The organism is Prevotella communis (assembly GCF_022024175.1).
GTDB classification, from domain to species: Bacteria; Bacteroidota; Bacteroidia; order Bacteroidales; family Bacteroidaceae; genus Prevotella; species Prevotella communis.
This window is the reverse complement of record NZ_CP091794.1, coordinates 2,348,289-2,372,538: the sequence shown is the minus strand read 5'-3', so window position 1 is coordinate 2,372,538 and position 24,250 is coordinate 2,348,289. Positions and strand designations below refer to the sequence as shown.

Sequence of the window (24,250 nt, the reverse complement as noted above, 5' to 3'; positions counted from 1 at the left end):
TTTTGATTACCTTTGCATGCAAATTAAGAGAAACATGATTGTTTGTATAGCAGAGAAACCCAGCGTGGCGAAAGATATAGCACGTATCATCGGTGCTAACAGTAGTCACGACGGATATATGGAAGGCAACGGCTATCAGGTGACGTGGACATTCGGTCATCTGTGTGAGCTGAAGATGCCCGAGGACTATACGCCCGTGTGGAAGGCGTGGAGTCTGTCGGCACTACCCATGATTCCGCCTAAGTTCGGCATCCGCCTGAAGGACGATGCAGGCATCAAGAAGCAGTTTGCCATCATCGAGAGCCTGATGCAGAAGGCCGACGGCATCATCAACTGCGGTGACGCCGGACAGGAGGGTGAACTGATTCAGCGATGGGTGATGCAGAAAGCGCAGGCCAAGTGTCCGGTGCAGCGCCTGTGGATATCGTCGATGACCGACGAAGCCATCCGCGAGGGTTTCGCCACGCTGAAAGACCAGAACGAATATCAGTCGCTCTACCTGGCTGGACTGTCGAGGGCTGTGGGCGACTGGCTCCTTGGTATAAACTGTACGCGCCTGTATACCATTAAATATGGACAGAACAGGCAGGTGCTCTCCATCGGTCGTGTGCAGACGCCCACGCTGGCGCTGATCGTGAACCGTCAGAAGGAGATAGACAACTTCAAGCCGGAGCCCTACTGGGTGCTGGCCACCGTATATCGTGACACAACGTTCACGGCCACATCGGGTAAGTTCACGTCGAAGGAGGAGGGCGAGAAGGCCTTTGCCACCATCGAGGGAAAGCCATTCACGGTGACGAAGGTGGAGAAGAAAAACGGTAAGGAGACGCCGCCAAGCCTGTATGACCTGACCTCGCTGCAGGTGGACTGCAACAAGAAATTCGGGTTCTCGGCTGAGATGACGCTGAACATTATCCAGCAGCTCTACGAACAGAAACTGACCACCTATCCGCGTGTGGATACCACCTTCCTGCCGGATGATGTGTATGCTAAATGTCCGCAGACAATGAACGGACTGTTCCAAGTGAAGTTTGCCGGACAATCAGTTTATGCTGATTTGGTTAAAGCGTTGGGCGGCAAGCCGTTACAGAAGTCAAAGAAGGTATTTGACTCGTCGAAAGTGACCGACCACCACGCCATTATCCCCACGGGAATCGTGCCCCAGAACCTGACGGATGTACAGCGTAAGGTGTATGACCTGATAGCCCGCCGTTTCATCTCGGTGTTCTATCCCGACTGTAAGTTTGCACAGACCACGGTACTGGGAGATGTGGACGGTGTGGAGTTCAAGGTGACCGGTCGTACCATCATTGATCCGGGATGGCGTGCCGTGTATGCAAAGGACGTGCAGACGGATGATGACGAGAAGAAGCCGGAGGAGGAAGAGCGCACGTTGCCTGCCTTCGTGAAAGGCGAGAGTGGGGAACATACGCCTACGCTGACGGAGAAGATGACCACGCCGCCAAAGTACTATACGGAGGCCACGCTGTTGCGTGCGATGGAGACGGCCGGTAAGCTGGTGGAGGATGAAGAACTGCGCAGGGCGATGAAGGAGAACGGTATCGGCCGTCCGTCAACGCGTGCTGCCATCATCGAGACGCTGTTCAAGCGCCATTATATCCGCAAGGAACGCAAGAACCTGTTGGCCACGCCTACGGGTATAGAACTGATAGACCTGATTCGTGAGGAGCTCCTGAAGAGTGCCGAACTGACGGGTATCTGGGAGAAGAAACTTCGCGACATCGAGGCGAAGAAATACGATCCGATGCAGTTTATCGATGAACTGAAGCAGCAGGTCACGGAAATAGTCCGCGAGGTGATTGGCGACACCACCAACCGTCGTGTCACCGTGACCACCGAAGAAGACCTGAAGGTCAAGAAGAAGCGCGCAACAAAATCCACTGCTCCCAAGTCTAACAACTCCCCTCTCTCACAGAGAGGGGCAGGGGGTGAGTCTGCAGGGGGTGAGTCCGGAGATTCTTTGGCTGGCCAGCCTTGCCCTGTTTGCGGCCAAGGCACCATTATCAAGGGCAAAACGGCCTATGGCTGTTCGCGCTGGAAGGAAGGATGCACTTTCCGCAAGCCTTTTGAGCAATAAAACGGAGAAGTTTGCGTTATAATAGGGTATGCGCAAACTTATCGCAATCATATATACAGCATTGATCGGTCTCCTCGTCACAGGATGTGGAGCCGATTCTGCTATGCGTAAGGGTGACAAGTTCTATGCCCTGGGTGAATACTATGATGCTGCCGACCAGTACAAGAAGGCCTACTCGCAGACGAAGTCGAAGGACAAGCCCTTGCGCGGGCAGCGAGCCTTGAAACTGGCCGACTGCTACCGACGTATCAACTACACGCAGAAGGCTATCGGAGCCTACCAGAATGCGGTGCGATTTAAGCAGGCCGACTCTACGGCGATGCTCCATCTGGGGCGCTTGCAACTGAAAAACGGGTCGTATAAGGAGGCTGAGAAGACATTTAAAACGTTAGAGGATTCTATGCCGCGTAACATTCTGGTTAAGAATGGATTACAAAGTGCGCAGATGGCGCCGAAATGGAAGACGGAAGCCCAGTATTCAGGCTATACGGTGAAGAAGCAGGACCTGTTTAACTCGCGCCGCGCGGAGTACTCACCGATGTTGGCCGGCGATGATTACAACCAATTGTATTTCTCGAGTACTCGCAGTCAGGCAAAGGGCGACGAACTGAGTGGCATCACGGGTACGAAGAATGCGGATATCTTCTTCTCGCAGAAAGATGACAAGGGAAAATGGTCGAAGCCGGAGGCGATAGAGACCGACCTGAACACGGAGTTTGATGAGGGTGCCTGTGTCTTTACGCCCGACTTCAAGACGATGTATCTCACGGTGTGTAAGACCGACCCGGAATATCCGCGCTTTGCACAGATAGCCACCGCCCAGCGTAGTGATGCATCGTGGGGTAAGGCTACCGAACTGGAGATTACGAAGGACACGCTATCTACGTTTGCGCATCCTGCCATATCGCCCGATGGCATGTGGCTCTATTTCGTCAGCGACATGCCCGGCGGACTGGGTGGCTATGATATCTGGCGTGTGGAGATTACGGCCCACGGACTGAACAGTCTGGAGAATCTGGGGGCGCCTATCAACACGCCCGGCAACGAGATGTTTCCCACGTTCCGCCCGAATGGCGACCTGTATTTCTCGAGCGACGGGCATCCGGGATTCGGCGGACTGGATATCTTTATAGCTTCGCCTAATAAGGATGGGGTGTATGTGATAGAGCACCCTGGCGCACCGCTCAACTCGCAGGGGGATGACTTTGGTATGACTTTCGAGGGACTGCACAACAGGGGGTATTTCTCGTCGAACCGTGGCGACGCGCGCGGATGGGACCATATCTACTCGTTTGAGAAGCAGGAGGTGGTGCAGACCGTGAAGGGCTGGGTGTACGAGAAAGACGGATACGAACTGCCTGAGGCGCTGGTCTATATGGTGGGTAATGACGGTACGAACAAGAAACTGAGCGTGAAGGGTGACGGTTCGTTTACGGAACTGATAGACCCCAACGTGGACTATGTGTTCCTGGGTACGTGTAAGGGCTACCTGAACCATACGGAGGAGTTGCGCGTAGAACCGGTACTGGAGTCGGAGGAATACGTGCTGCAGTTCCCCCTGGCATCGCTCACGGCGCCTGTGCTCATCAGGAATATCTTCTATGATTTCGACAAGGCTACGCTGCGCCCGGAGTCAACCATGGCGCTGGATAGCTTAATAGAACTGCTCAACGAGAATGCGAATATCACCATCGAACTGAGTGCGCATACCGACTATCGTGGTTCGGCGGCCTACAACGAGCGACTCTCACAGCGTCGTGCGGAGAGTGTGGTGAATTATCTGATAGAACATGGTATAGCGGCGGATCGCCTGAAGCCCGTGGGCTACGGTAAGATGAAGCCTAAGACGGTGAAGCGCAAGCTCACGGAGACCTACCCCTGGCTGAAGGAGGGCGATGTGCTGACGGAGGAATTCATCAAGGCCCTAGACGAGGAGAAACAGGAGATATGCAACCAGTTGAACCGCCGCACGGAATTCACCGTGCTGCGTACAACCTACGGCATGGATGCTAAATCTGCAGACGCTCCATCTTCTGAACCAGTTCAACCACAGCCAGGGAGATAAGTACACCGGCTGTCATGAAGATGGGTACGGGGTGCAAATCGCCGATATTGGTATTCAGGAGTGTGAGGATACCGCGGAAGATGGGTTGCCAGCCTACGAATACCACGAAGGCCACGATGCCCAGCAGCACGCAGAAGAGTGTCCACAGATGCGACAGGCACACGGCGTTATAAGGCACCTTGCGCATCACACGTTCCGTAAATCCGTTGTCTTCCACCTTCACCGCCTTTGCGGGTTGGAAGAACTGTTCCAGTAATTGATCATTTATTTCCGTCATAGCCATTATTCTTTAAGTAGGTCGTCAGTTTCTCTTTACCGCGTCGCAGGTGCGACTTCACCGTATTCACCGGCATTTCTGTCATCTTGGCTATCTCGTCGAGTGAATAGCCGTCGATGAGCTGTAGGGTCACGCACACTCGCTCTTCCTCCTTGAGGATGGCGAGGGCGGAGTGGATATCAAGACCCACCCCCGTCCCCTCCCTGTAAGTGAGGGGCGTAGATTGACTTTGCTCCAGAGGGCGACCACTCCCCTCTCTCTCAGAGAGGGGCTGTGGGTGAGTCCTCCTCTTGTCGTCATAGTACACATTATACGCAATACGGAAGAGCCAGGTCTGAAACGAGGCGATACCCTGGAATTGCGTGATGTGGGTATAGGCACGGATAAAGGTGTCCTGTGCCAGGTCGTCGCTCAGCGCCTCGTTGCCCAGCGTGAGGTTGAGCAGGAACCGGCGCACGGGCGACTGGTATTTCCTTACCAACTGGTCGAAGGCCCGTCGGTTGTGGAATACCGCCACCTGTGCTACGAGGGATATATCGCTTAGCGACTGCATGGTCTTTATCTGGGTTTATTCGTGTTCTGGTTCCTGGGTGGATGTTCTGCTCTCGCTGCCTTTGTTGAACATGCGGTCGTGCAGCTCCTGCTCCTTCTGCTTCTGCTTGGCACCATAACCGATAGCCATGTTACCAATACCAATCAGGGTGATGAGGACACCGATAGCCATTCCGAGTTTGCCGATAATCACCCACAGCAGTAAGCCAACGCCAGCGCCGAGGAATATCTGCTTGACACCTTTGTTCCACACGTCCTCTCCTTTCTGGCTGGGCATGCCCACGGCCTCTACGGGTATCTGCTTGCCACTCTTCATGGCCATCTCCATCATGCGCATCTTCTGCTTGCGGCTCTTATAGACGAAGAACAGGATGATGCCTATCAGGCCAACCGGGGCCAGGATAAAGATAATAATCAGGACGACAATCACAAAGAACATGCCCATGATGTCGCTGCCGTCAACACCGATATCGTTCATCAGCGACTTGGTGTCGGAGGAACTCATTCTGTCCCATGCGTCGTCGTCATCCCAGAATTCGTCATCCATTGCAGCTGAGTCCAATGATGTGGTGTCAGAGTATGCCTCTATCTGAGGCACGGTGTCATTCTTAGGCGTAGCAGCCTTCTTCTGTGCTTCCATGGGCACTGCCATGGTCATGATGGCAAGTACCAGTGTAAATAGAATCTTTTTCATATTCTTTCTCCTTTTCTTTTGTTGTTTCTGTACGTTAGACGTAGGGAGAAATAAAAAAGTTGCAACGGGTGCAACTTTTTTTTAAATAAATCAGATTTTATTTTGTCTGGAACACAAAATTCTCGAGTTTGCAGAGGGATTTGCCCTTCGTATCCGACTTGAACACGAAGAAGATGGCGTGCTTGCCTGAATAGGTGGACAGGGGATCCAGGGGTACTGCAACCTCTGTGGGTACCTTCTTCATTTCTTTTGTCAGCTCCATAGAACCCAGTTTCACGCCACCGCGCGACTCCCAGGGGCTGTCGATCATGATGTCAATCTGGCCCTTGATGCCTTCGGGGATGAAGTTGAGCAGCAGCGAGGTCTTCTTGCCTTCCGTCTCGGTGAAGTTGAAGTATTTATAACCTACGATAGACCCGTCGGTATTGTTGACCACCGAGTTGGTGTTGTTCTTCAGGTCGTAGGGCTTCTCAAACTTATCGTCGGTGCCATAGGAAGAGGCTACATAAGAACCAAAGAACGTGTTGTTAGGCCACTCGTGGATGGCGGTCTTTGGACCTGTGTACCAGCAGGCAATACCGGCAGAATGGCGCTCCAGCGGGTTCAGGCCATCGGTGCAGAAACCCTCGGAGGTATATTCGCCCTCGCTGATGAAGACCTTGCCGCCAGGACCTTCCTCTACTTCTACCTCGATAGGAGCCACCATAGCCTGACGGGCATACTCGTCGGTGCCTGTCTGACGATGATAGAACACCCACCATTGTCCGTTGATCTCGCAGATGCTGCCGTGGGTATTACCATCTACTGTGGCCGTAGCGATTGTGTCGCCCTGCTCGTTGACGTCACGTCCGCGTCCGTCGATGATGGTGCCGCCATAGGTCCAGGGACCCAGGGGGTTGTCGCTATAGGCATAGGCCAGCGTGTAGTTGGATATGGGCAGTCCGAACTCGCCATCCTTGGTGAAACGGCTATAGATGAAGACGTACTTGTCCTTAATCTTACGGATAGAAGAGGCCTCGAAGAAACTGAAGATGCCCTTCTGGTTGCGACCGGATATCATATCCTCCACAATCTTGGTGCCTGGTTTCACGGTAGCCATCGTGGCAGGGTCGAACTCGGCGGCATACGAGCGCTCAAAGCCCCAGTAGCCATACACGCGTCCGTCGTCATCTACGAAGACGGCGGGGTCGAACTGCAGCACGCCATCGGTGGCGTTGGGGTTCTCCTTACTCCAGTTGCACACCTCGAAAGGTCCGTCGGGGCGGCTGCTCTTACATACCATGCCGTTGCGTCCCCACGACTGGTTGTTGGGGAAGAGGTAATAGACCTTGTTGCCTGCCGAGTCGGTGGTCATCGTCACATCGGGTGCGAAGAGCACGTCGGCCAGTCCGGCACTGTCCAGCAGTTCACCATTGGCATTCTTGTTGACGCTGAATATCTCACCATCATAACGCCAGTCGGTGAGGTTGTCGACGGGTGCCGACCATACCACCTGGTCGCGTCCGCAGTAGGCTGTCACCAGGTCGTCGTGCGAGCCATACAGATAGACACGGTACTGGCCGGGATTGTCGGGATCCTCAAACACATAGGGTTCGCCATCGGGGATATGTTCCCAGAGTGGAAGGAAGGGGTTGCCCGGTGTGGTGAGTTTGGTTTCTGCCATCTCCTTGGGTTGTGTGTTACACGAAAGGACCATAGCCCCTAAGGCCATGTATCCTAGCAGATTCTTGTAGTTCATAGCGCTTATCTTTGTTTTTTTTCTTTTAGTCGCTACGCTTTGTAAAAGCGCTAAAGCGAGTCCCTTTTTACTTTTTCACCTTTTTACCTTTATTAATATAGATACCGCTGGGCAGTGACTGGAATTCGCCGGTATAGTGGCGTCCCTGCAGGTCGTAATAGCCGGTGTTGTTGGCCAGGGGCTTGTCTGTCACGGCGTTGATGCCTGTGATGTCTGCCTCGGCCTCGATACCTATCTCTGCTGCTGATGTCCAGGCGTTGCCATTGATTTCCGACTTGGCCACGAACTTCAGGTAGCGTCCTGCGGTGGATGTGGTGAGCTTGGCTGTCTGTTGGGCGGTGGTGTTCTTGAACTCGCCGCTGGCCACCTTGGTCCAGGTGGTCTTGTCCAGACTCAGGTATACCTCGTAGGCTTTCACCATACCGTTGCTGTTGCCATCCTGGCGAGCCAGGTAGGTGAAGGCCGTCACCTTGTAGATTTTCTTCATATCCACCACGATGGTGTGTGGGCACTGGGGTTCATTGCTGCCCCAGGCCGTATGCCAGAACGTGCCGGTATTGTTGTCGAAGGCCAGTTTGGGCTCGTTGCCACCCTGGTAACTGTCGGCGCTGACCAGTGCCCAGCTGGACTTGTTGATATAGAAGGGGAAGGTGTAGTCCATCTTCGGACTGTCCATCAAGCCCTCAGCCGTACAGTAGGCTGTCACCTTGCAGGCATCGTTGTGGAGCAGGGTAGTGGTGTATTTCTGATATTCCCCACCGTCGATGCTGTAGTAGATGGTGGCATTCTTGGTGGTGGTGCTCATCTTGATGCGGCCTGTGCTCAGGCGTTCGCAACTCACGGGCTGACAAACGGGCATGTCGACGCGGGCTGCCTCGGCTGCCTTGACACCGGCTGTCAGGGGGATGATGAAGAAACGGAAGGCGGTATTGGCGGCTTTCAACTCGTATTTCGCCATCACATCAGGACCGCATGAGTTGTTGCCCAGGCCACGGGTGGCAGCGTCGAGGTTGACCACGGTAGTGGCGCACTTCACAAATTCGTAGGTGTGCTTCTTGCGGGTGTTGCTGTTGGTGTAGTTGTCTTCTGGACGGAAATGGACAGCCGAGGCGGCCATCTGGTCGGGGGCAGCAAAGAGCAGACCCTTGCCGTCTTCGTTGGTCACAGACAGCCAGCGCACCTCTTGTTTAGTGCCGTGCTCCTGGGGCAGAATATACTCTTCATACTGATCGGAGACGGTACTCTGGTAGATAGCAGGCAAACAGGCTTCTTTTCTGTCGCGATAGCTATCCCAAGGGCCGCGTCCGAACCATGAGATCTGTTCCATCTCCTTGGGCATCTCCAACTTAAAGCCGAGCTTAGGCAGGATGGCGCCTGTGTTGGCAGGACGGATAAACGAGTTGGTCATGATGGTACCGTCGGCACAGACGATGAAGTCGAGACTCACGTTGAAGGTGTTGGCACCACTGCCATAGGTGCTCTTCATGCTCACGGTGATGGTCTTGCCGTCTTCTGCCTTCGTCACGGTGGTAGAGGTGCCCTTAGCCGTACTGCTGAGCTTGGGCAGGTTCATGCCGTCCCAGGTACCTTTCTTGCTGCCATCATTATCCGTGGGTAGACGGAAAGCGCTGAGATACAGTGGTTTGCTGAGCATCGTGACACCGTCAAGGGTGTAACCGGTCAGCGTACCCTTGCTCTTGGTGAAAGTGGCCTTGAAATGGGCACCGGTGATGGTGACGGCGGTACTGGTCTCGTCAAGGGTGAGGGCCTCCTCATTGGCAAAGGTGAGGTCCTTCATGGGTTTCGTGGCTGTCTTCACGGGCAGCTTCTCCTCTGCCACTACATAACCGGCATCGGCCCAGGCGGTCTGCGTGCGCTGTTTGGCACAGAAATAGATGAATGCCTCTTTGTCTGAAGAGAGTTCGCTGAGGGCGCTGAGGTCGATGGTGATATCCTTTGTCTTACCGGCCACAACCTCATCGCTGATGGAGCCAGAACCCAGGATATTTCCTTCCTCGTCCATCACGCTATAGCTCACGTCGTAGGTGGTACTGGGCAGGAAAGCCAACTTGTTCTTCATGCGGAACACGTTGGTCTTGCCACTCACGGCCGCCCATTCCAGGGGCTGGTATATCTTCTTCGTGTTATAGGTCTTGGCGGTATAGCTCAGGTCGGGGTGCACCAGTCCGTTGATACAGAAGTTGCCGTCATTGGGGTTGTCACCAAAGTCGCCGCCATAGGCCCAGTATTCCTTGCCCGTACTGCTCTTGGTTAGCAGGCCCTGGTCTTTGAAATCCCAGATGAATTCACCAGTCAGGCAGGGATATTTTTCGTATAGGTCGAACATCTCGCGTACATTACCCATTGAGTTGCCCATAGAGTGTGAGTTCTCGCATTGGATGTGTGGTTTGGGGTTGGTTTCTCTCTGGCGTGAGGAACCAATCCATTCGATAGTTTCGTAACTGCCATACATCGTTGATGATACATCGGCATAGTCGCTTCCGCCCTCGTAGTGGGTTGGACGCGTCTTGTCGAGCGCCTTGATGGCTGTCTGCACAGAGGCGAAGTTGTTGCCATTACCACTCTCATTACCAAACGACCACATGAAGATGCAGACGTGGTTGCGCATCCAGCGTACGTGGTTCTGTGAGCGCTCCACCATGGCATTCTTGAACTTAGTGTTGGATGACAGGCTCTGGTTGGCGTGGCACTCTACGTCGGCCTCGGCCAGTACATACATGCCGTATTTGTCGCACAGGTCATAGAACACAGGGTCGTTGGGGTAGTGGGATGTACGTATGGCGTTGATATTCAGTCGTTTCATGCACAGAATATCCTGCTCAATCTCCTCGGGAGTGATGGCACGTCCGTTGACTGGAGAGAAGTCGTGACGGTTTACGCCGTGGAACACCATGCGCTTACCGTTGATCAACAGCGAACCATTGCTGGCGATGGTCACCTCGCGGAAGCCAACCTTGCCACCACGGATATCAACCACCTTGCCCCCGGCATCCTTCAGTGTCAGCACCAGGTCGTAGAGGTTGGGCTCTTCGGCGCTCCATTTCCTGGGATTCGTCACGTCCATATCCAGACTGACGTCGGTGGCTTGGGATTTGAGGTTTGAGGTCTGAGAGGCAACGACGCTACTGCCGTCCATGATTTTCGCCTCTACCGTCATGCCTGCGTTCTCACCGCTGAGGGTCAGTTTTACGTTGGCCTTCGCATTGGTGTAGTTATTGTCCAGGTCGGTGGTGAAGAAGTAGTCGCGTATCTGACTCTTGGGTGCTGCCCACAGGAAACAGCTGCGGTGGATACCCGTGAGGCGCCAATAGTCCTGACACTCCAGGAACGAGCCACTGGTGAAGCGGTATACCTGCAGGGCAATGCTGTTCTCGCCCTCTGTGAGGTATGGTGTGATGTTGAATTCCGAGGGCAGGTAAGAGTCTTCCGAGTAACCTATGCGCTGTCCGTTGATCCACAGGTAGTAGCCGTGGCCCACGCTGTTGAAGCGTACGTAGATATCACGTCCCTGCCATTCCGCTGGCACGGTAAAGGTACGGCGATAGGTGCCCACGGGGTTGGGCATGTTGCTATTGTAGGTGAACCAACTGGGACGCTCCTTCATGATGCTGAAGGTGGTCTCGTCAAATGAGAACGGGTAGGCCACGTTACAATACAGGGGCTTGTCCCATGACTTGCCGTGATTCAGCCCCCATACCTGCCAACTGCTGGGCACGTCAATATCGGTCCAGGAGGCGTCGTTGAAGTCCTTGGCGCACCATTCCTCCTTGGCGCTGGTGGGCTTGGCCACCCATTGGAACTTCCACGTACCGTTGAGCGACTGGTAGTAAGGCGACTTACTGATGTCGTTTTGGTTGATGTCGGCTTCCGATGCCACCGGGATACTGATGGTATGTGCCGTTTCTCTGTTAACACTGGTTTTCAGGGGGTCGTCCCATTCCTTACCTGTCTGCGCATTCGCTGTCAGAACGGTAAGAATCAGACCACACAAATAGACAATCTTTCTCATTATGATTTAGGTTTTATTCTGATGTCTTGGTTTTTTAATCGTGCAAATTTACGAAAAAAATCATAATTCATAATTCATAATTCATAATTATTTTCTACTTTTGCAGAATGATGATACAACTGCCAAAAGAATTTATACATACAACGAAAGCTTTGATGGGTGAAGAGCGCTTCGAACGCTATCTTCATTCGTTTGAGGAAGAGACGCCTGTGAGCATCCGACTGAATCCGATGAAGCTGTCAGAGGGTAAATATCAGATGGAAGATGCGGTGCCCTGGTGTCGTAATGCCTATTATCTGGCCAAGCGTCCCAACTTTACTTTCGACCCCCTCTTTCATGCCGGCTGCTACTACGTGCAGGAGGCCGCCTCGATGTTTTTGGATGAAGTATTGAAGACCCTCCTCCGACCCCTCCCTGAAATGGAGGGGAGTAATTACGCTCAAGAACAAATTCTTTCTACTCCTCTCCCTAGCAGGGAGGGGTTGGGGGTGAGTCTTGACCTCTGTGCTGCCCCTGGTGGCAAGTCCACGTTGCTCCGTTCTGCCCTGCCTGCGGATTGTGTGCTCTATAGCAACGAACCTATGCAGAAGCGTGCCAGTATTCTTCTGGAGAATGTGACGAAGTGGGGCTACAAGAATCATCATGTCACCAATCTCTATCCTCGAGACTATCGGAAGTCGAAGATGAAGTTCGACCTGATTCTCTGTGATGTGCCCTGCTCTGGTGAGGGTATGTTCCGCAAGGATGAGGCCACCATCAAGGAGTGGAGTCCGCAGAACGTGGAGAAATGCTGGCAGTTGCAGCGTGAGATAGTCAGCGATGCGTGGGCCTGTCTCAACAATGGCGGCATCCTGATATACAGTACGTGTACCTTTAATACCAAGGAGAACGAGGAGAATGTCCGTTGGATACTGTCTGAGTTTGATGCTGAGGTGGTGCCCATTGAGACCAAGCCCGAGTGGAATATTACCGGTTCGCTCCTGCAGGACTTCGATGAGCCCGTCTATCGCTTCATTCCCGGCATCACGCGCAGTGAGGGCTTGTTTATGTGTGTGCTGCGTAAGGGTGGTGAAAGAAGTAAGAGGGATGATGTAAGAGGTAAGATGGACAGATTAAGGACTATGACATCAGACTTCAACCTTCAGCCGTCAGCTGTAAAAGTAGAACTGTCTTATTCTCAGGCCCTGGCTTATCTGCGTCGTGAGGCACTGGCGCTGCCTTCCGACACGCCTCTGGGTATTGTGGAAGTCTGTTTTATGGGGCATCCCTTAGGTCTGATGAAGAATATTGGCAATCGTGCCAATAACCTTTACCCCAAGGAGTGGCGCATCAAGACCACACACGTGCCGCAGGAGTACGAGCCTGTGTTGTGGTGAGGTTATTCATATGAAAGTCGTAGGTGTCTGGCCTGCGGCTTTTTTTTTCTTAGTGGGTAATTGGGATGATGAAAAAAAATCCTGAAACCCATTTTGAGGTTTCAGGACTTTTCTCTGAGGTGCCTGGCGGATTCGAACCGCCGTAGACGGTTTTGCAGACCGTTGACTAAGCCACTCATCCAAGGCACCAACTATATTTCCTTGTTTGCGGGTGCAAAGGTAGTCATTTTTTTTTATTTGGCAAAATTTTTTTGTGGTTTTTTGCAGTCGCAGCATGGATTTCCTCCTTTTTTCTGCATTTGCTCTTTCAGCGCACAGCCAGGACAATCGTCGCATGCGCAACTCTTGTTTCTTATCGTGCGGGTAATCCTGTTCACGACATAGGCTACAGAGGCGATGATGATGGCAATGACGATGATGATTTCCATAGGGGTGTACAAATTATAATTATGTTCGCGCGTACATTATTAATATAATTATATGATGATTTTGTCTATTGTCTTGCTGATATTGTCGATTACCTTGCCTGGTTTGGCATCATCTTGCGTGCGATCTGGGTTGATGATGGCTTTCAGTCCTAAGGGTTCTATGCGTACGTCGATGTCTGTGCCCATCTTTGTGGGGTCACCATCGAAATGTACGGCACCGGATTCGTTGCGATGGATATGGATGCTGCGTGCCTGGAACGTCTTGATGTGCTTGTTGCTCTTCAGTGTCTTGGCAAAGAGATCGAATCCTACCTTTGCAGCCTCGATGATATTGAAGGGCTCCATGATAATCACGTCGAGAAGTCCGTCCTGCATGGATGCCTCAGGAGCTATGTAGGCATTGTTGCCATATTGGGAGGCATTGGCGCAGGCCACGAGGAAGGCGTTGTACTGATGATTGCCTGACTCATCGGTGATGATGTAGGTGTCCGGTTTGTAGGTGAGTCCCTCCTTGAGTACGTTTTCCACGTAGGTGGCAAGACCGCGCTTGCCAGACTCGGCAAATTTCAGTGAGACATAGGCATCGAAGCCCATGCCACAGGTGCAGAAGAAGGGCTGGTCGTTGATGACGCCATAGTCGAAATAGTCTGTCTTTCCTGCATTGATAACCTGCAGGGCCTGCTTCATATCCATCGGAAGACAGAGATGACGGGCTAGTCCGTTGCCAGATCCGCAGGGGATAATTCCCAGAGCCGTCTCACTGTGGGCGAGTGAGCGTGCCACTTCGTTGACGGTACCGTCGCCACCTACAGCCACGCAGATGTCTATATGGTCATTCACGCACTGGCTGGCAAGCTCGGCTGCATGTCCGGCATATTCTGTTTTGATGATTTCACACTCGTAGAGACTGTCATCAATCAACTGCTTGACGAGTAGGGGTAGGGTGTCTTTTGATTTAGTACCCGATATAGGATTAACGATAAAGGTAATGTTCTTTTTCTTCTTTTGCATAGTGCAAAATTACATATTTTGGATGAAAAAAGAGGTGTAAATGATGAATAAAAAGAAAAAAACAAACTTTTATTAAGAAAAATGTGCACGATTTGCGGAATTTTGTGTAACTTTGCACCCCAAATAAAAGTGAAACCTAACAAAAGATATGGGACAACTACAAGAAAGATATAAGTCGTATCGCATTCCTCAGGAGGCAATGGCTAAGGGAATCTACCCCTATTTCCGTGCTATTGAGGGCAAACAGGGTACGGAAGTTGAGATGGGCGGACACAAGGTTTTGATGTTTGGCTCAAATGCATATACTGGTCTGACAGGCGATCAGCGCATCATTGACAAAGCTAAGGCTGCGCTCGATAAATATGGCTCTGGTTGTGCCGGAAGCCGTTTCCTGAATGGTACGTTGGACTTGCATATCCAGCTGGAGAAGGAAATCGCTGAATTTATTGGTAAGGATGACTGTCTCTGCTTTAGCACTGGATTCTCTGTAAACCAGGGTGTTATTCCTGCATTGCTGGGTAAGGATGACTTCGTGATTTGCGATGATCGTGACCACGCATCTATCGTAGATGGCCGTCGTCTGGCTTTCGCTAAGCAGCTCCACTATAAGCACAACGATATGGAAGATTTGGAGCGTGTGCTTCAGAAACTTCCTGCTGAAGCTATCAAGCTCATTGTGGTAGATGGTGTGTTCTCAATGGAGGGCGACCTGGCTAAGCTGCCCGAAATTGTGAAGCTGAAGCATAAGTACAACTGCTCAATCATGGTTGACGAGGCTCACGGTGTTGGCGTATTCGGTCGTCAGGGACGTGGTGTTTGTGACCATTTCGGACTGACTGATGAGGTTGACCTGATTATGGGTACTTTCTCAAAGTCACTGGCTTCTATCGGTGGTTTTATCACTGCTGATGCTGATACCATCAACTGGTTGCGCCATACATGTCGTACTTATATCTTCTCTGCTTCTAACACCCCTGCAGCTACTGCAGCTGCTATGGAGGCTCTGCATATCCTGCAGCAGGAGCCCGAGCGTATTGAGAAGTTGTGGAAGGTGACCCGCTATGCTTTGAAGCGCTTCCGTGAGGAGGGCTTCGAGATTGGCGATACAGAGAGCCCCATCATTCCTCTTTATGTAAGAGATACCGATAAGACATTCCTGGTAACTGCCCTGGCTTTCAATGCTGGTGTATTTATCAACCCTGTAATTCCTCCTGCATGTGCTCCTCAGGACACGCTGGTGCGCTATGCCTTGATGGCTACACACACCGAGGAACAGGTAGAACGTTCGGTAATTGCACTGAAAAAGATCTTTGTTGAACAAGGAATTATAAAATAATTGCGGAAAAATTTGCAAAGGTCACAAAAATTGTGTACCTTTGCACCCGCAAAAACGAGGTGTAGCGCAGTTGGTAGCGTTCCTGGTTTGGGACCAGGCTGTCGCAGGTTCGAGTCCTGTCACCTCGACTAGCAGATAAATTAGGAAAGCATTTAGTCAAAATGGCTAAATGTTTTCTTTTTTTATTCATTTTTCTGTCAAAAAGTTTGCAAAGAAAGATTTTTTCACTATCTTTGTAGCCAGATTAATCGGCTATAGCGATATGAAATCTATACTAAGGGTCTTTACTATAATACTACTACTGCTAGGAAATCAGCACGCCGAGGCTTTTGAGGGACGAACCTTCAAAACCATTAATGCATCCAATGAGTTGGCAGATAATAGTGCGCAGATTGTTGTCTGCACAAAGACCGGTCGTATGATTATCGCTACACTTGGAAGCCTGAACTTCTATAATGGTTCGGGATTCTCACATATCACTCCTCATCACGACTGTCAGTATCAGTTGCCACGCTATACTGGTAACTATCGCCTGGGGTTTGACCGTAAGCATCATATATGGTTGAAGAATTCGCATACGTTGACATGTGTAGACCTGTTGATGGAGCAGTTTATTGTGAATGTCGACAGTGTCATCAATGATTTAGGGTGTCACGAGCCTATAGAAGATTTGTTCGTGGATTCGGAGGGAGGCGTGTGGCTTCTCACGGAAAAAGGTCTCTTTGGAGTAAACGACCAGCAGACGTATACCGTGCTGCGTGATCAGAACCTGCAGGATGTGGATGTGTATGATAACCTGCTGCTTACTTTCTATGGCAATGGTGAGGAGGTTGGTCAGGACCTTAAAACGGGTAAGACCGTGCATCGTACACGTGCTTATGACTGGGATACAGGACAGCGCTACAATCAGACATCGGCTATCATTCGTTATGAAGACGGCTATTTCATGGTGAGAAATGGTGAGAAAGAGTCTGCGTTCTTGTATTTTGATGTGAAACAGTTGCAGTGGACGGTTATTCAGACTTTCACCTTCCATGTCAATCATCTTGCCCTTCATGACGAAATGATTTATTTGCCATCACAACGTGGATTCGGCATATTTGACATCAAGCAGAATAACATGGCCTGGGTGGATGAGTTCCCGCTTGTTGACGGACGTAAGGTTCAGACAGATTGTAATATGATTGCCTTTGATCGTCAGGATGGTATGTGGATCGGCACAGAAGACCGTGGCGTACTTTATTCCCGTCCGGCAAAATTACAGTTTATGTCGTACGCCGTTTCAACACCGGAAGCTGAGCACTATTCCAGGATGATGGATGAGTTGAATCAGAATATCACGGAATTTCATGGTCTGCGTGCCAACTGTATGTTTATGGACAGTAGGGGCTGGTCGTGGATAGGTACGACAACAGGACTCTATCTGTATAAGACGCCTCAGTCGGAACCACTGGTATTCTCCAAGAGAAACGGATTCTATAATAATGTGGTCCATACGGTGGTGGAAGATAGGAATCATAATATCTGGGCTGCTACGTCAAATGGTGTCTCCTATGTACGTTTCAAGGGTGAGAAGGTGGAGTTTGTCAATAGCTTCAATGATATTGACGGCGTGCCAAGCGAGTCCTTTGTAAATTGTAAGGGCAGGATGCTTGATGACGGTACGATTATTATGCAGGCTATAGATCATGTCGTGCGATTCAATCCTGACGATTTGGAGGAGGTCAATACACCTCATCCCTATAAACTGTTTCCCAAGCTGATTCGCCTGATGGTGAATGGAAATAATATTGAACCCGATATGATGATGGATAATCATATCGTTATTGACAGAGCATTGTCACGTACATGGGAAATCGTGTTGAGCAGTGAACATTCGTCGGTATCTCTGACTTTCTCGCCTCTAAACTACTATCGTCCTCTGCAGACGTACTACAGACTCAGGATAAAAGGTGTTAAGGAATATGAGGAATGGACACTGCTATCCGTCTTTAATAGTGGTGGAAAGGTTGATTCCAAAGGTATGTTGCATGTTCCACTGATGGGATTGGCTCCAGGTTCATATCAATTGGAACTGCAGGCTTCGATGTATCCTGACCAGTGGGATGGGGAACCGTTTATTTGGAATATCATCGTCAACGAACCTTGGTGGCAGACTACCGGTATCTTGTGGCTTCTCGGCATCATCGTATTTATGATTGGTATTACCAATTTCGTCTTCTATATGCGAAACGAGCGCATGCGTATGCGCAGGAGTCATGGTGAAGGTGATATGATACGAAAGATACGTCAGTTTGTGACACGCTGTAATACCGATACAAGTGAATCCCTGTCACCGATGCATGAAGAGTATGGCCATAATTCCGAGAATGCAGACGTCAAACTGAGTCCGGAGTTTATGGAGGTGATGATGCGTATCCTGCCTTATGTAAAGGCTCACATGAGGGGTGACTTGAGTATGGCACAGTTGAGCCATGTGGCAGAAATGGATGTGGTGCCTTTCTATGAGTTGATGATGGATAATATCTATAAGAGTCCTCGCGACCTGGCACGTTTCTATCGTCTGGAGAATGCCACAAAACTATTGCTGACAACGGATCATACGATAGAACAAATTGCAGAGGAGTGTGGATTCTTTACTGCCAATTATTTGATTGGCACCTTCTTCCATCAGTATAAGCAGACGCCTCAGGAATATCGTGAGAGTCATTAATAAGGTATGGCCTTATCCGAATAGGGCACGGAGGGCTTCTTCCACTTTCCTGACGGGATGAATCTCAATCTTGTATTTCTTTGTGTTGAGACCTTGCATGTTATAGCGAGGGATGATGATGTGCTGGAATCCTAATTTCTCTGCCTCGGCAATACGTTGGTCAATACGATTGACAGGTCGCACCTCACCACTTAATCCTACCTCGCCGGCCATGCACCAGCCTGGTTCGATGGGTGTGTCAACATTTGACGAGAGTACGGCAGCAATGACGGATAGGTCCATAGCCAAGTCTGTAACCCTCAGTCCGCCAGCGATATTCACAAAGACATCTTTCTGCATCAGTTTGAATCCTACGCGTTTTTCCAGGACAGCCAGCAGCATATTCAATCGGCGCTGATCAAAACCTGTGGCCGAACGTTGTGGGGTGCCATAGGCTGCTGATGATACAAGGGCCTGGGTCTCAAGCAGGAACGGACGTACACCTTCAATGGCACTGGAGATGGCAATGCCGGACAGGCCTTCGTGGTCTTGTGTGAGCAGAAGTTCTGATGGGTTGTTCACCTGTCTGAGGCCGTTTTGCAGCATCTCGTAGATACCTAGTTCTGATGTGCTTCCAAAACGATTCTTGATACTTCTCAGGATACGATACATATAATGCTGGTCGCCCTCAAACTGAATGACGGTGTCAACGATATGTTCCAACACCTTTGGACCTGCCAGTGTACCTTCCTTTGTGATATGTCCAATCAGGATGACAGGTACGCCACTTGTCTTGGCAAATCGCAATAATGCAGCAGCACACTCACGTACCTGAGCCACGGAGCCGGCACTTGACTCAACATCCTCAGTGGCAATGGTCTGTATGGAGTCAACAACAACCAGGTCTGGTTGTTCTTCTTTGATATGTTCAAAGATATGTTCCAGTGCGTTCTCGCACAGAATCATAAAGTTCTCTGGATTGGGCTGTCCGTTTAAGATGCGCTCTGCACGCATCTTCAACTGGTGGGCACTTTCCTCACCACTGACGTAGAGAATGCGCTTGTCGGTAAGACGGAGCATGGTCTGTAATGACAGCGTGGATTTTCCGATTCCAGGTTCGCCGCCAAGCAGTACGATACTGCCTGGTACCAGACCACCTCCAAGAACGCGGTTCAGCTCTTCGTCATGCATATCGATACGTTTCTCGTCATGACTGCTTATCTCGCTGAGTCTCATGATGCGGTTGGTGCGTAGGGCATGACCTGTCTTGGCTGCGGCGGAGGTGGCACTCTGTCTGACGTTGTCAGTACTGAGCTTGATTTCCTTGAATGTGTTCCACCGTCCGCAAGACGGACACTTTCCAATCCATTTTGCTGATTCTTGTCCGCAGTTCTCGCAGACGTATGCTGTCTTGTCCTTTGCCATTCTGAGTTTTCTTATATCAAGTTTGATGCAAAGGTACTAAATTCAAAGGCTCTATACAAGGCTTTTTACTTTATTAACTCTTGTATTTGGTGAATGATTTCGCAGTTACAAAAGAATTTAGTACTTTTGCACCACGATGAACGGAATAAGACTATTTTTTACTATCGCCACTGGTTTGTTGTGTTTTGTTGCATGTGCAGGCAGGGGTGATAATACGCAAACGGATAATGAAAAAGATACGCGGGAGTCAGACTCTGCCTCACTGCGTATTGCGGTGATGCCTACCATAGACTGTCTGCCCTTGTTTGTGGCAGAGGAGGAGGGTATGTTTGAACGTCATGGTGTCAGCGTAAGCCTCTATCCCTATCAGGCTCAGATGGATTGTGACACGGCCATTCGGAATGGATGGGTGGATGCAATGGTGACGGATCTGGTGAGAGCAGAGCGTCTGAAGAGTCAGGGCGTGCAGTTGCGTTACCTTACTGCTACAGACTTGCAATGGCAACTGTTGGCCGGAAAACATGCTCGCCTGAAGAAACTGGGACAACTCGAGAACAAGATGATTGCGATGACGCGTTATTCCGCTACAGCTATGTTGGCTGACGTGCTTGTGGATAGTGCTTCTGTCATCAATGAGCATGTGTTCAGGATTCAGGTTAACGACCTTGGTGTACGTCTTCAGATGTTGGAGACTGAAACCATGGATGCTATGTTCCTGCCTCAGCCTCAAGCTACTGCTGCAAAACTGTTAGGTGCCGAAGTTCTCTATGATACGCAGTGGAATGATGTCTGCATGGGGGCGATGGTCGCCAGTGAGGCTTCTCAGTGTGATACGTTGCGCCAGCGTCTGACAAAAGGTATGCTGAAAGCCTATGGTGAAGCTTGCGATACCATCAATAAACGTGGTGTGAGATTTTACAGTAAACTGTTGGCACAGCGATGTGGACTGAAGGGTGGAGTGGCGGACTCCATATCTTCGGATATTCATTTTAACGGGGTGCGTCAGCCACGTCAGCAAGATATTACGAGAGCTACTTCATGGCTTAATAAATAATTGGCATAAGGAGAGATACATGCAGAACGTGAATCCACTAGACGGAGTTATATCGTATATAACAGCCAAAAAACTCTTTGCGGGCATACAGAGCCTGGAGAATTATCTCCTGTCGTATCCGCAAATGCCTGGCTTGGACAAATTGTCGGCTATCAAGGTCGACTATGAGTTGATGGCCGACTATTGGAAGCGTGGGGCAAATGATCCTGAGCGTGAACAGGTCTATGAGCAATTGCTGAGACGTCTGTATGTGTTGGCCATGAATATCCGTGCTCATCATCTCTACCGCACTAATTCCTACTGGATAACTACTTATCAGCGTCCACGTAAGAACAGGACTGAATGGGGACTGACGGGCATAAGGGAGGAGTTGGAAAACTATGTCACTGAGACGGCGATGCTGGATTTTGAACCTGCACATATCAGGGCAAACAAAAGTCTGCAATTGAATCAGCGTCATCAGACCTTCATGAGTAATCTCTTTGAATATGTGTTGACTTCGCGCCAATGGAAAGATTCTTTGTCAGAGCAGTTCGTGGATATCCTACTGTCGCCTACGATTGATACCGTAGATCAGCAGTTGCTTGTAAGTGCCATCACGCTGGCTGCCCTGAATGCGTTTGACGTGAATAAGGTGCTGACGCTGATAAAGGTGTATAAGCAGTCAACTGATATCTGTGTCCGTCAGCGTGCGCTGGTAGGGTGGACGTTGACTGTTAATGCTGAAAAATCTACCCTTTATCCTGAAATAAAACAGACTATTGCTGAGATAGGTGCTGATGAGACAATGTGCCAGGAGTTGACGGAACTGCAGATGCAACTGTTCTTCTGTAAGAGTACGGAGAGTGATCAGAAGAAGATTCAGGATGAGATAATGCCTGATATTATGAATGGCGGTCATTTTAAGATGACTTCAAAGGGACTGGAGGAAATGGATGAGGACGCGCTGGAGGATATCCTGCATCCTGATGCAGCTGAACGTGATATGGAGAAGATGGAACAGAGCGTGACGCGTATGACGGATATGCAGAAAGAAGGCTCTGACATCTATTTCGCCGGCTTTGCGCAGATGAAGCGTTTCTCCTTCTTCTACGACTTATCCAACTGGTTCGTTCCTTTCTTTGCGAATCATCCAGCTGTTAATAATATCTGGGAGAACTCAAAAGGTCAGAAATTCCTGCATTCAATTATATCAAGGGGCGCTTTCTGCGATAGTGACAAATACTCGTTTGTTCTGAGTTTTGACCAAGTGCTTAATCGTTTGCCTGCCCATATATTGAATATGATGGAAGAAGGTGAAGCGATGGCGATGCCTCTGGGCGGGATAGTAACGAACGAAGAAAGGAAAACGCCTGCTTACATCAGACGTATGTATCTGCAGGATTTATACCGCTTCTTCCGACTGTACCCTGCTCGTCAGGAGTTCCGGAATCCTTTTGATGAGGAAAAGATATATCTTTTCTTTGCAAGTGAATTGTTGTGTAAGACGTCACTGGTCAATCGTATGAGTGAAGTGGTAAACTTCCTTGTGAAGCGCAAATACTATCATGAGGCAGAGGAGATTCTTTGTCTTTATCCCAAGGATAAGCGCGACTATCAATATTGCTTCTTACGCGGACATCTATGTCAGGTACAGCCGGAAGGCTTGGGTGGAGAGGACAAATTCTGGTATAAAGCGGCCTTGAAACTGAAACCTGATGATAAGAAGGCGCTAGCGGGATTGGCACGCGCGCATTTTTATGATAATGAATATCGTCAGGCTCTGGATGTCTACAAGCAGCTACTGGACATAAATGCAGAGTCCAGGTCGTATATGCTTAATGCGTCTATTTGCATGGCTAACCTTCGTCAGTGTGAGGATGCCCTCAAATTGCTGTATAAGTTGAACTATCTCGATGAAGAGAATATGGAGGTGGTGCTTGTATTGGCTTGGGTGCTGACAATTGATGGACGTTTTGATGAGGCAAAGAAATACTTTGCCCAACTCATGACTCAGGAGCATCCTCAGGCAGATTGTTTTCTTTATCAAGGTTACTGCCTGTGGTTTTCCGGCGACATTGGAGGAGCCATCCTGTCATTTCGCCGTTATCAGGATCTTCTCATTGCTTCGGATCCCTCGTTGGAAAATGCTTTCTATTTGACGGAAAATGACGTTATTCGCAAATACCATATAGGTAAAGGCGAGATTCAGATGATGCTGGATGCGATAAAAGGTTAGAGGAAAGGACGCAACAGGTGGGCAAACCAGCCACGGAAACGTTGCCAGGGCGTGCGGAATTCTTTCCATGTCTGTGGTGTCAGGTAGATGCTTTCCTTCTTATCACGCTCAAACATATCATCCAGTTCTCGTGTGGTGCAACTGTCAATAATCACGGCGTTCTCTTCGTAGTCGAATCGTGTGCTGCGGGCATCCAGGTTGGTACTGCCAACAGTACAGAATTTCCCGTCGACCATCATAATCTTAGAATGATGGAAACCTGGTTGGTAAAGCCATACATTTGCACCGCGCTTCATTAATTTATGAGCATTATAGAATGCACAGTCCGGTGTCAGGGGAATATCGCTCTTGGCAGATAGCATGATGTCCACTTTGATACCTCGCTTCAGAGCCTGCTTGATAGCCTTCTTGATGCAGGGAATCAGGGTGAAGTAGGGGTTGATGATGTGGATAGAGTCTTTGGCATCGTTGATGGCATTGACATAGAAGTAGCGCATGGCATCATTCGTGATATGGGGCTCACGATTAATGATACCCACCAGTTTCTTCCCTGCTGTTGCTGTCGTGTCTGGCTTGAGACCTTTCATGGCTGTAGGTTCATAGGCCCTGAAGTACTGAGGCTGTGAGAGTAGATCCTCGCCAGTGGCTTTCTTCCATATCCTACAGAAAATCTGTTGCAGCACATTGACGGCGCCACCCTCAATACGACAGTGCATGTCGCGCCAAGCACCTACCTGCTCCGTACCTTTTATATAATAGTCGGCAACGTTCATACCTCCTGTATAGGCAATACTTCCGTCGATGACTACAATCTTACGATGGTCGCGTGGCCATATATGGTTGACCCAGGGAAAACGGATCGGATCGAATTCTACGATGTCAATACTGTCTTTTCGAAGGGCTTCCAGATGATGTTTGCGCAGAGGCTGGTTATTGGAATCGTTACCAAAACCATCAAACATGGCGCGGATCTCTACGCCTTCCTTGCGCTTCTCCTTCAGAATGTCGAAAAGAAGCATGGCGATAGAGTCGTTGCGGAAATTGAAATACTCCAAGTGGACGCTATGCCTGGCCTGCTTGATAGCTGCAAACATATCGTCGAATTTTTCCTGTCCCGACATAAGGAGCGTCACGCTGTTATTATCTGAGAACGTGACATCATAGTCCTTCAACTGCCGATATATCAGGGAATCGGAGGTGAGGTTATCCTGTGCTTTTAATGTGCTTGTTGAAAGAATAGCAAGTGCCATGAGAGT

Annotated in this window: 16 protein-coding genes and 2 tRNA genes; 8 read left to right on the top strand and 10 right to left on the bottom strand. The window is 50.1% G+C overall.

Going from position 1 to position 24,250, the window contains the following annotated elements; all coding sequences use genetic code 11:
* The first annotated feature begins 34 nt into the window (after window positions 1-34).
* Entirely contained in the window at window positions 35-2,098 is a 2,064-nt protein-coding gene (locus tag L6466_RS09680; protein WP_237803058.1) for a DNA topoisomerase 3, read from the top strand.
* Window positions 2,099-2,126: 28 nt separating this feature from the next.
* Window positions 2,127-4,163 carry a PorE family type IX secretion system protein gene (gene porE / locus L6466_RS09675; protein ID WP_237803059.1) on the top strand — a complete coding sequence of 679 codons (2,037 nt, stop codon included), beginning with the start codon at window positions 2,127-2,129 and terminating at the stop codon, window positions 4,161-4,163.
* Here porE and L6466_RS09670 read toward each other — a convergent pair.
* The 5 genes from L6466_RS09670 to L6466_RS09650 all read right to left on the bottom strand — a co-directional run bounded on the left by L6466_RS09670 (window position 4,108) and on the right by L6466_RS09650 (window position 11,454).
* On the bottom strand, window positions 4,108-4,440 hold the full coding sequence (locus L6466_RS09670) for a DUF5056 domain-containing protein (protein WP_176756902.1): 333 nt from the start codon (window positions 4,438-4,440) through the stop codon (window positions 4,108-4,110). The two genes, porE and L6466_RS09670, sit on opposite strands and share 56 nt — an antisense overlap.
* The gene (locus L6466_RS09665; protein ID WP_091816007.1) at window positions 4,424-4,993 is read right to left on the bottom strand and encodes an RNA polymerase sigma factor; all 570 of its coding nucleotides are present in this window, start codon (window positions 4,991-4,993) and stop codon (window positions 4,424-4,426) included. The genes L6466_RS09670 and L6466_RS09665 overlap by 17 nt, the downstream gene beginning before the upstream one ends.
* 15 nt (window positions 4,994-5,008) lie before the next feature.
* Window positions 5,009-5,686, bottom strand: coding sequence for a DUF6249 domain-containing protein (locus tag L6466_RS09660; protein ID WP_237803060.1), 678 nt, complete (start codon window positions 5,684-5,686; stop codon window positions 5,009-5,011).
* A 97-nt stretch (window positions 5,687-5,783) separates the two neighbouring features.
* Window positions 5,784-7,424, bottom strand: a complete 1,641-nt coding sequence (locus tag L6466_RS09655; RefSeq protein WP_237803062.1) for a family 43 glycosylhydrolase — start codon at window positions 7,422-7,424, stop codon at window positions 5,784-5,786.
* Window positions 7,425-7,491: 67 nt separating this feature from the next.
* Entirely contained in the window at window positions 7,492-11,454 is a 3,963-nt protein-coding gene (locus L6466_RS09650; RefSeq protein ID WP_237803064.1) for a glycoside hydrolase family 2 TIM barrel-domain containing protein, read from the bottom strand.
* 107 nt (window positions 11,455-11,561) lie between these two features.
* Here L6466_RS09650 and L6466_RS09645 point away from each other — a divergent pair, with 107 nt between their 5' ends.
* Window positions 11,562-12,830, top strand: a complete 1,269-nt coding sequence (locus tag L6466_RS09645) for a methyltransferase RsmF C-terminal domain-like protein (protein ID WP_237803065.1) — start codon at window positions 11,562-11,564, stop codon at window positions 12,828-12,830.
* A gap of 117 nt (window positions 12,831-12,947) precedes the next feature.
* Here the strand turns inward: L6466_RS09645 and L6466_RS09640 are convergent.
* From L6466_RS09640 to L6466_RS09630, 3 genes are all read right to left on the bottom strand, one after another.
* A tRNA-Cys gene (locus tag L6466_RS09640) sits at window positions 12,948-13,019 on the bottom strand.
* A gap of 44 nt (window positions 13,020-13,063) precedes the next feature.
* Window positions 13,064-13,258: a FeoB-associated Cys-rich membrane protein gene (locus L6466_RS09635; RefSeq protein ID WP_143005667.1), complete on the bottom strand. Its 195-nt coding sequence runs from the start codon at window positions 13,256-13,258 to the stop codon at window positions 13,064-13,066.
* 48 nt (window positions 13,259-13,306) lie between these two features.
* Window positions 13,307-14,269, bottom strand: coding sequence for a diacylglycerol/lipid kinase family protein (locus L6466_RS09630; protein ID WP_237803066.1), 963 nt, complete (start codon window positions 14,267-14,269; stop codon window positions 13,307-13,309).
* Between the two features lie 148 nt (window positions 14,270-14,417).
* Between L6466_RS09630 and spt the strand changes: the two genes are divergently transcribed.
* The 3 genes from spt (at window position 14,418) to L6466_RS09615 (ending at window position 18,318) form a co-directional block, all read left to right on the top strand.
* Complete coding sequence (gene spt / locus L6466_RS09625) at window positions 14,418-15,605, top strand: serine palmitoyltransferase (protein WP_091815992.1); 1,188 nt, start codon at window positions 14,418-14,420, stop codon at window positions 15,603-15,605.
* 55 nt (window positions 15,606-15,660) lie between these two features.
* Window positions 15,661-15,733, top strand: a tRNA-Pro gene (locus tag L6466_RS09620).
* Window positions 15,734-15,867: 134 nt separating this feature from the next.
* Window positions 15,868-18,318: a helix-turn-helix domain-containing protein gene (locus tag L6466_RS09615; RefSeq protein ID WP_237803067.1), complete on the top strand. Its 2,451-nt coding sequence runs from the start codon at window positions 15,868-15,870 to the stop codon at window positions 18,316-18,318.
* 12 nt (window positions 18,319-18,330) lie between these two features.
* On the opposite strand, the gene radA is transcribed toward L6466_RS09615, so the two are convergent.
* Window positions 18,331-19,722: a DNA repair protein RadA gene (radA, locus tag L6466_RS09610; protein WP_091815986.1), complete on the bottom strand. Its 1,392-nt coding sequence runs from the start codon at window positions 19,720-19,722 to the stop codon at window positions 18,331-18,333.
* Between the two features lie 136 nt (window positions 19,723-19,858).
* Here radA and L6466_RS09605 point away from each other — a divergent pair, with 136 nt between their 5' ends.
* Both L6466_RS09605 and L6466_RS09600 read left to right on the top strand, forming a co-directional pair.
* Entirely contained in the window at window positions 19,859-20,776 is a 918-nt protein-coding gene (locus tag L6466_RS09605) for an ABC transporter substrate-binding protein (protein ID WP_091851703.1), read from the top strand.
* A 19-nt stretch (window positions 20,777-20,795) separates the two neighbouring features.
* A complete protein-coding gene (locus L6466_RS09600; RefSeq protein ID WP_237812915.1) occupies window positions 20,796-22,994 on the top strand; it encodes a tetratricopeptide repeat protein in 2,199 nt (732 codons plus the stop codon).
* Here the strand turns inward: L6466_RS09600 and L6466_RS09595 are convergent.
* The gene (locus L6466_RS09595) at window positions 22,991-24,244 is read right to left on the bottom strand and encodes a phospholipase D-like domain-containing protein (RefSeq protein ID WP_237803544.1); all 1,254 of its coding nucleotides are present in this window, start codon (window positions 24,242-24,244) and stop codon (window positions 22,991-22,993) included. The genes L6466_RS09600 and L6466_RS09595 overlap by 4 nt on opposite strands.
* Window positions 24,245-24,250 lie beyond the last annotated feature (6 nt).

Bases quoted from the DNA above. Each gene is read 5' to 3' on its own strand.
- L6466_RS09660 (WP_237803060.1), bottom strand. From the start codon at position 5,686: ATGAAAAAGATTCTATTTACACTGGTACTTGCCATCATGACCATGGCA.
- L6466_RS09650 (WP_237803064.1), bottom strand. From the start codon at position 11,454: ATGAGAAAGATTGTCTATTTGTGTGGTCTGATTCTTACCGTTCTGACA.
- L6466_RS09655 (WP_237803062.1), bottom strand. From the start codon at position 7,424: ATGAACTACAAGAATCTGCTAGGATACATGGCCTTAGGGGCTATGGTC.
- L6466_RS09615 (WP_237803067.1), top strand. From the start codon at position 15,868: ATGAAATCTATACTAAGGGTCTTTACTATAATACTACTACTGCTAGGA.
- L6466_RS09595 (WP_237803544.1), bottom strand. From the start codon at position 24,244: ATGGCACTTGCTATTCTTTCAACAAGCACATTAAAAGCACAGGATAAC.
- L6466_RS09645 (WP_237803065.1), top strand. From the start codon at position 11,562: ATGATGATACAACTGCCAAAAGAATTTATACATACAACGAAAGCTTTG.
- L6466_RS09665 (WP_091816007.1), bottom strand. From the start codon at position 4,993: ATGCAGTCGCTAAGCGATATATCCCTCGTAGCACAGGTGGCGGTATTC.
- radA (WP_091815986.1), bottom strand. From the start codon at position 19,722: ATGGCAAAGGACAAGACAGCATACGTCTGCGAGAACTGCGGACAAGAA.
- L6466_RS09600 (WP_237812915.1), top strand. From the start codon at position 20,796: ATGCAGAACGTGAATCCACTAGACGGAGTTATATCGTATATAACAGCC.
- L6466_RS09670 (WP_176756902.1), bottom strand. From the start codon at position 4,440: ATGACGGAAATAAATGATCAATTACTGGAACAGTTCTTCCAACCCGCA.
- L6466_RS09630 (WP_237803066.1), bottom strand. From the start codon at position 14,269: ATGCAAAAGAAGAAAAAGAACATTACCTTTATCGTTAATCCTATATCG.
- L6466_RS09605 (WP_091851703.1), top strand. From the start codon at position 19,859: ATGAACGGAATAAGACTATTTTTTACTATCGCCACTGGTTTGTTGTGT.
- spt (WP_091815992.1), top strand. From the start codon at position 14,418: ATGGGACAACTACAAGAAAGATATAAGTCGTATCGCATTCCTCAGGAG.
- L6466_RS09680 (WP_237803058.1), top strand. From the start codon at position 35: ATGATTGTTTGTATAGCAGAGAAACCCAGCGTGGCGAAAGATATAGCA.
- L6466_RS09635 (WP_143005667.1), bottom strand. From the start codon at position 13,258: ATGGAAATCATCATCGTCATTGCCATCATCATCGCCTCTGTAGCCTAT.
- porE (WP_237803059.1), top strand. From the start codon at position 2,127: ATGCGCAAACTTATCGCAATCATATATACAGCATTGATCGGTCTCCTC.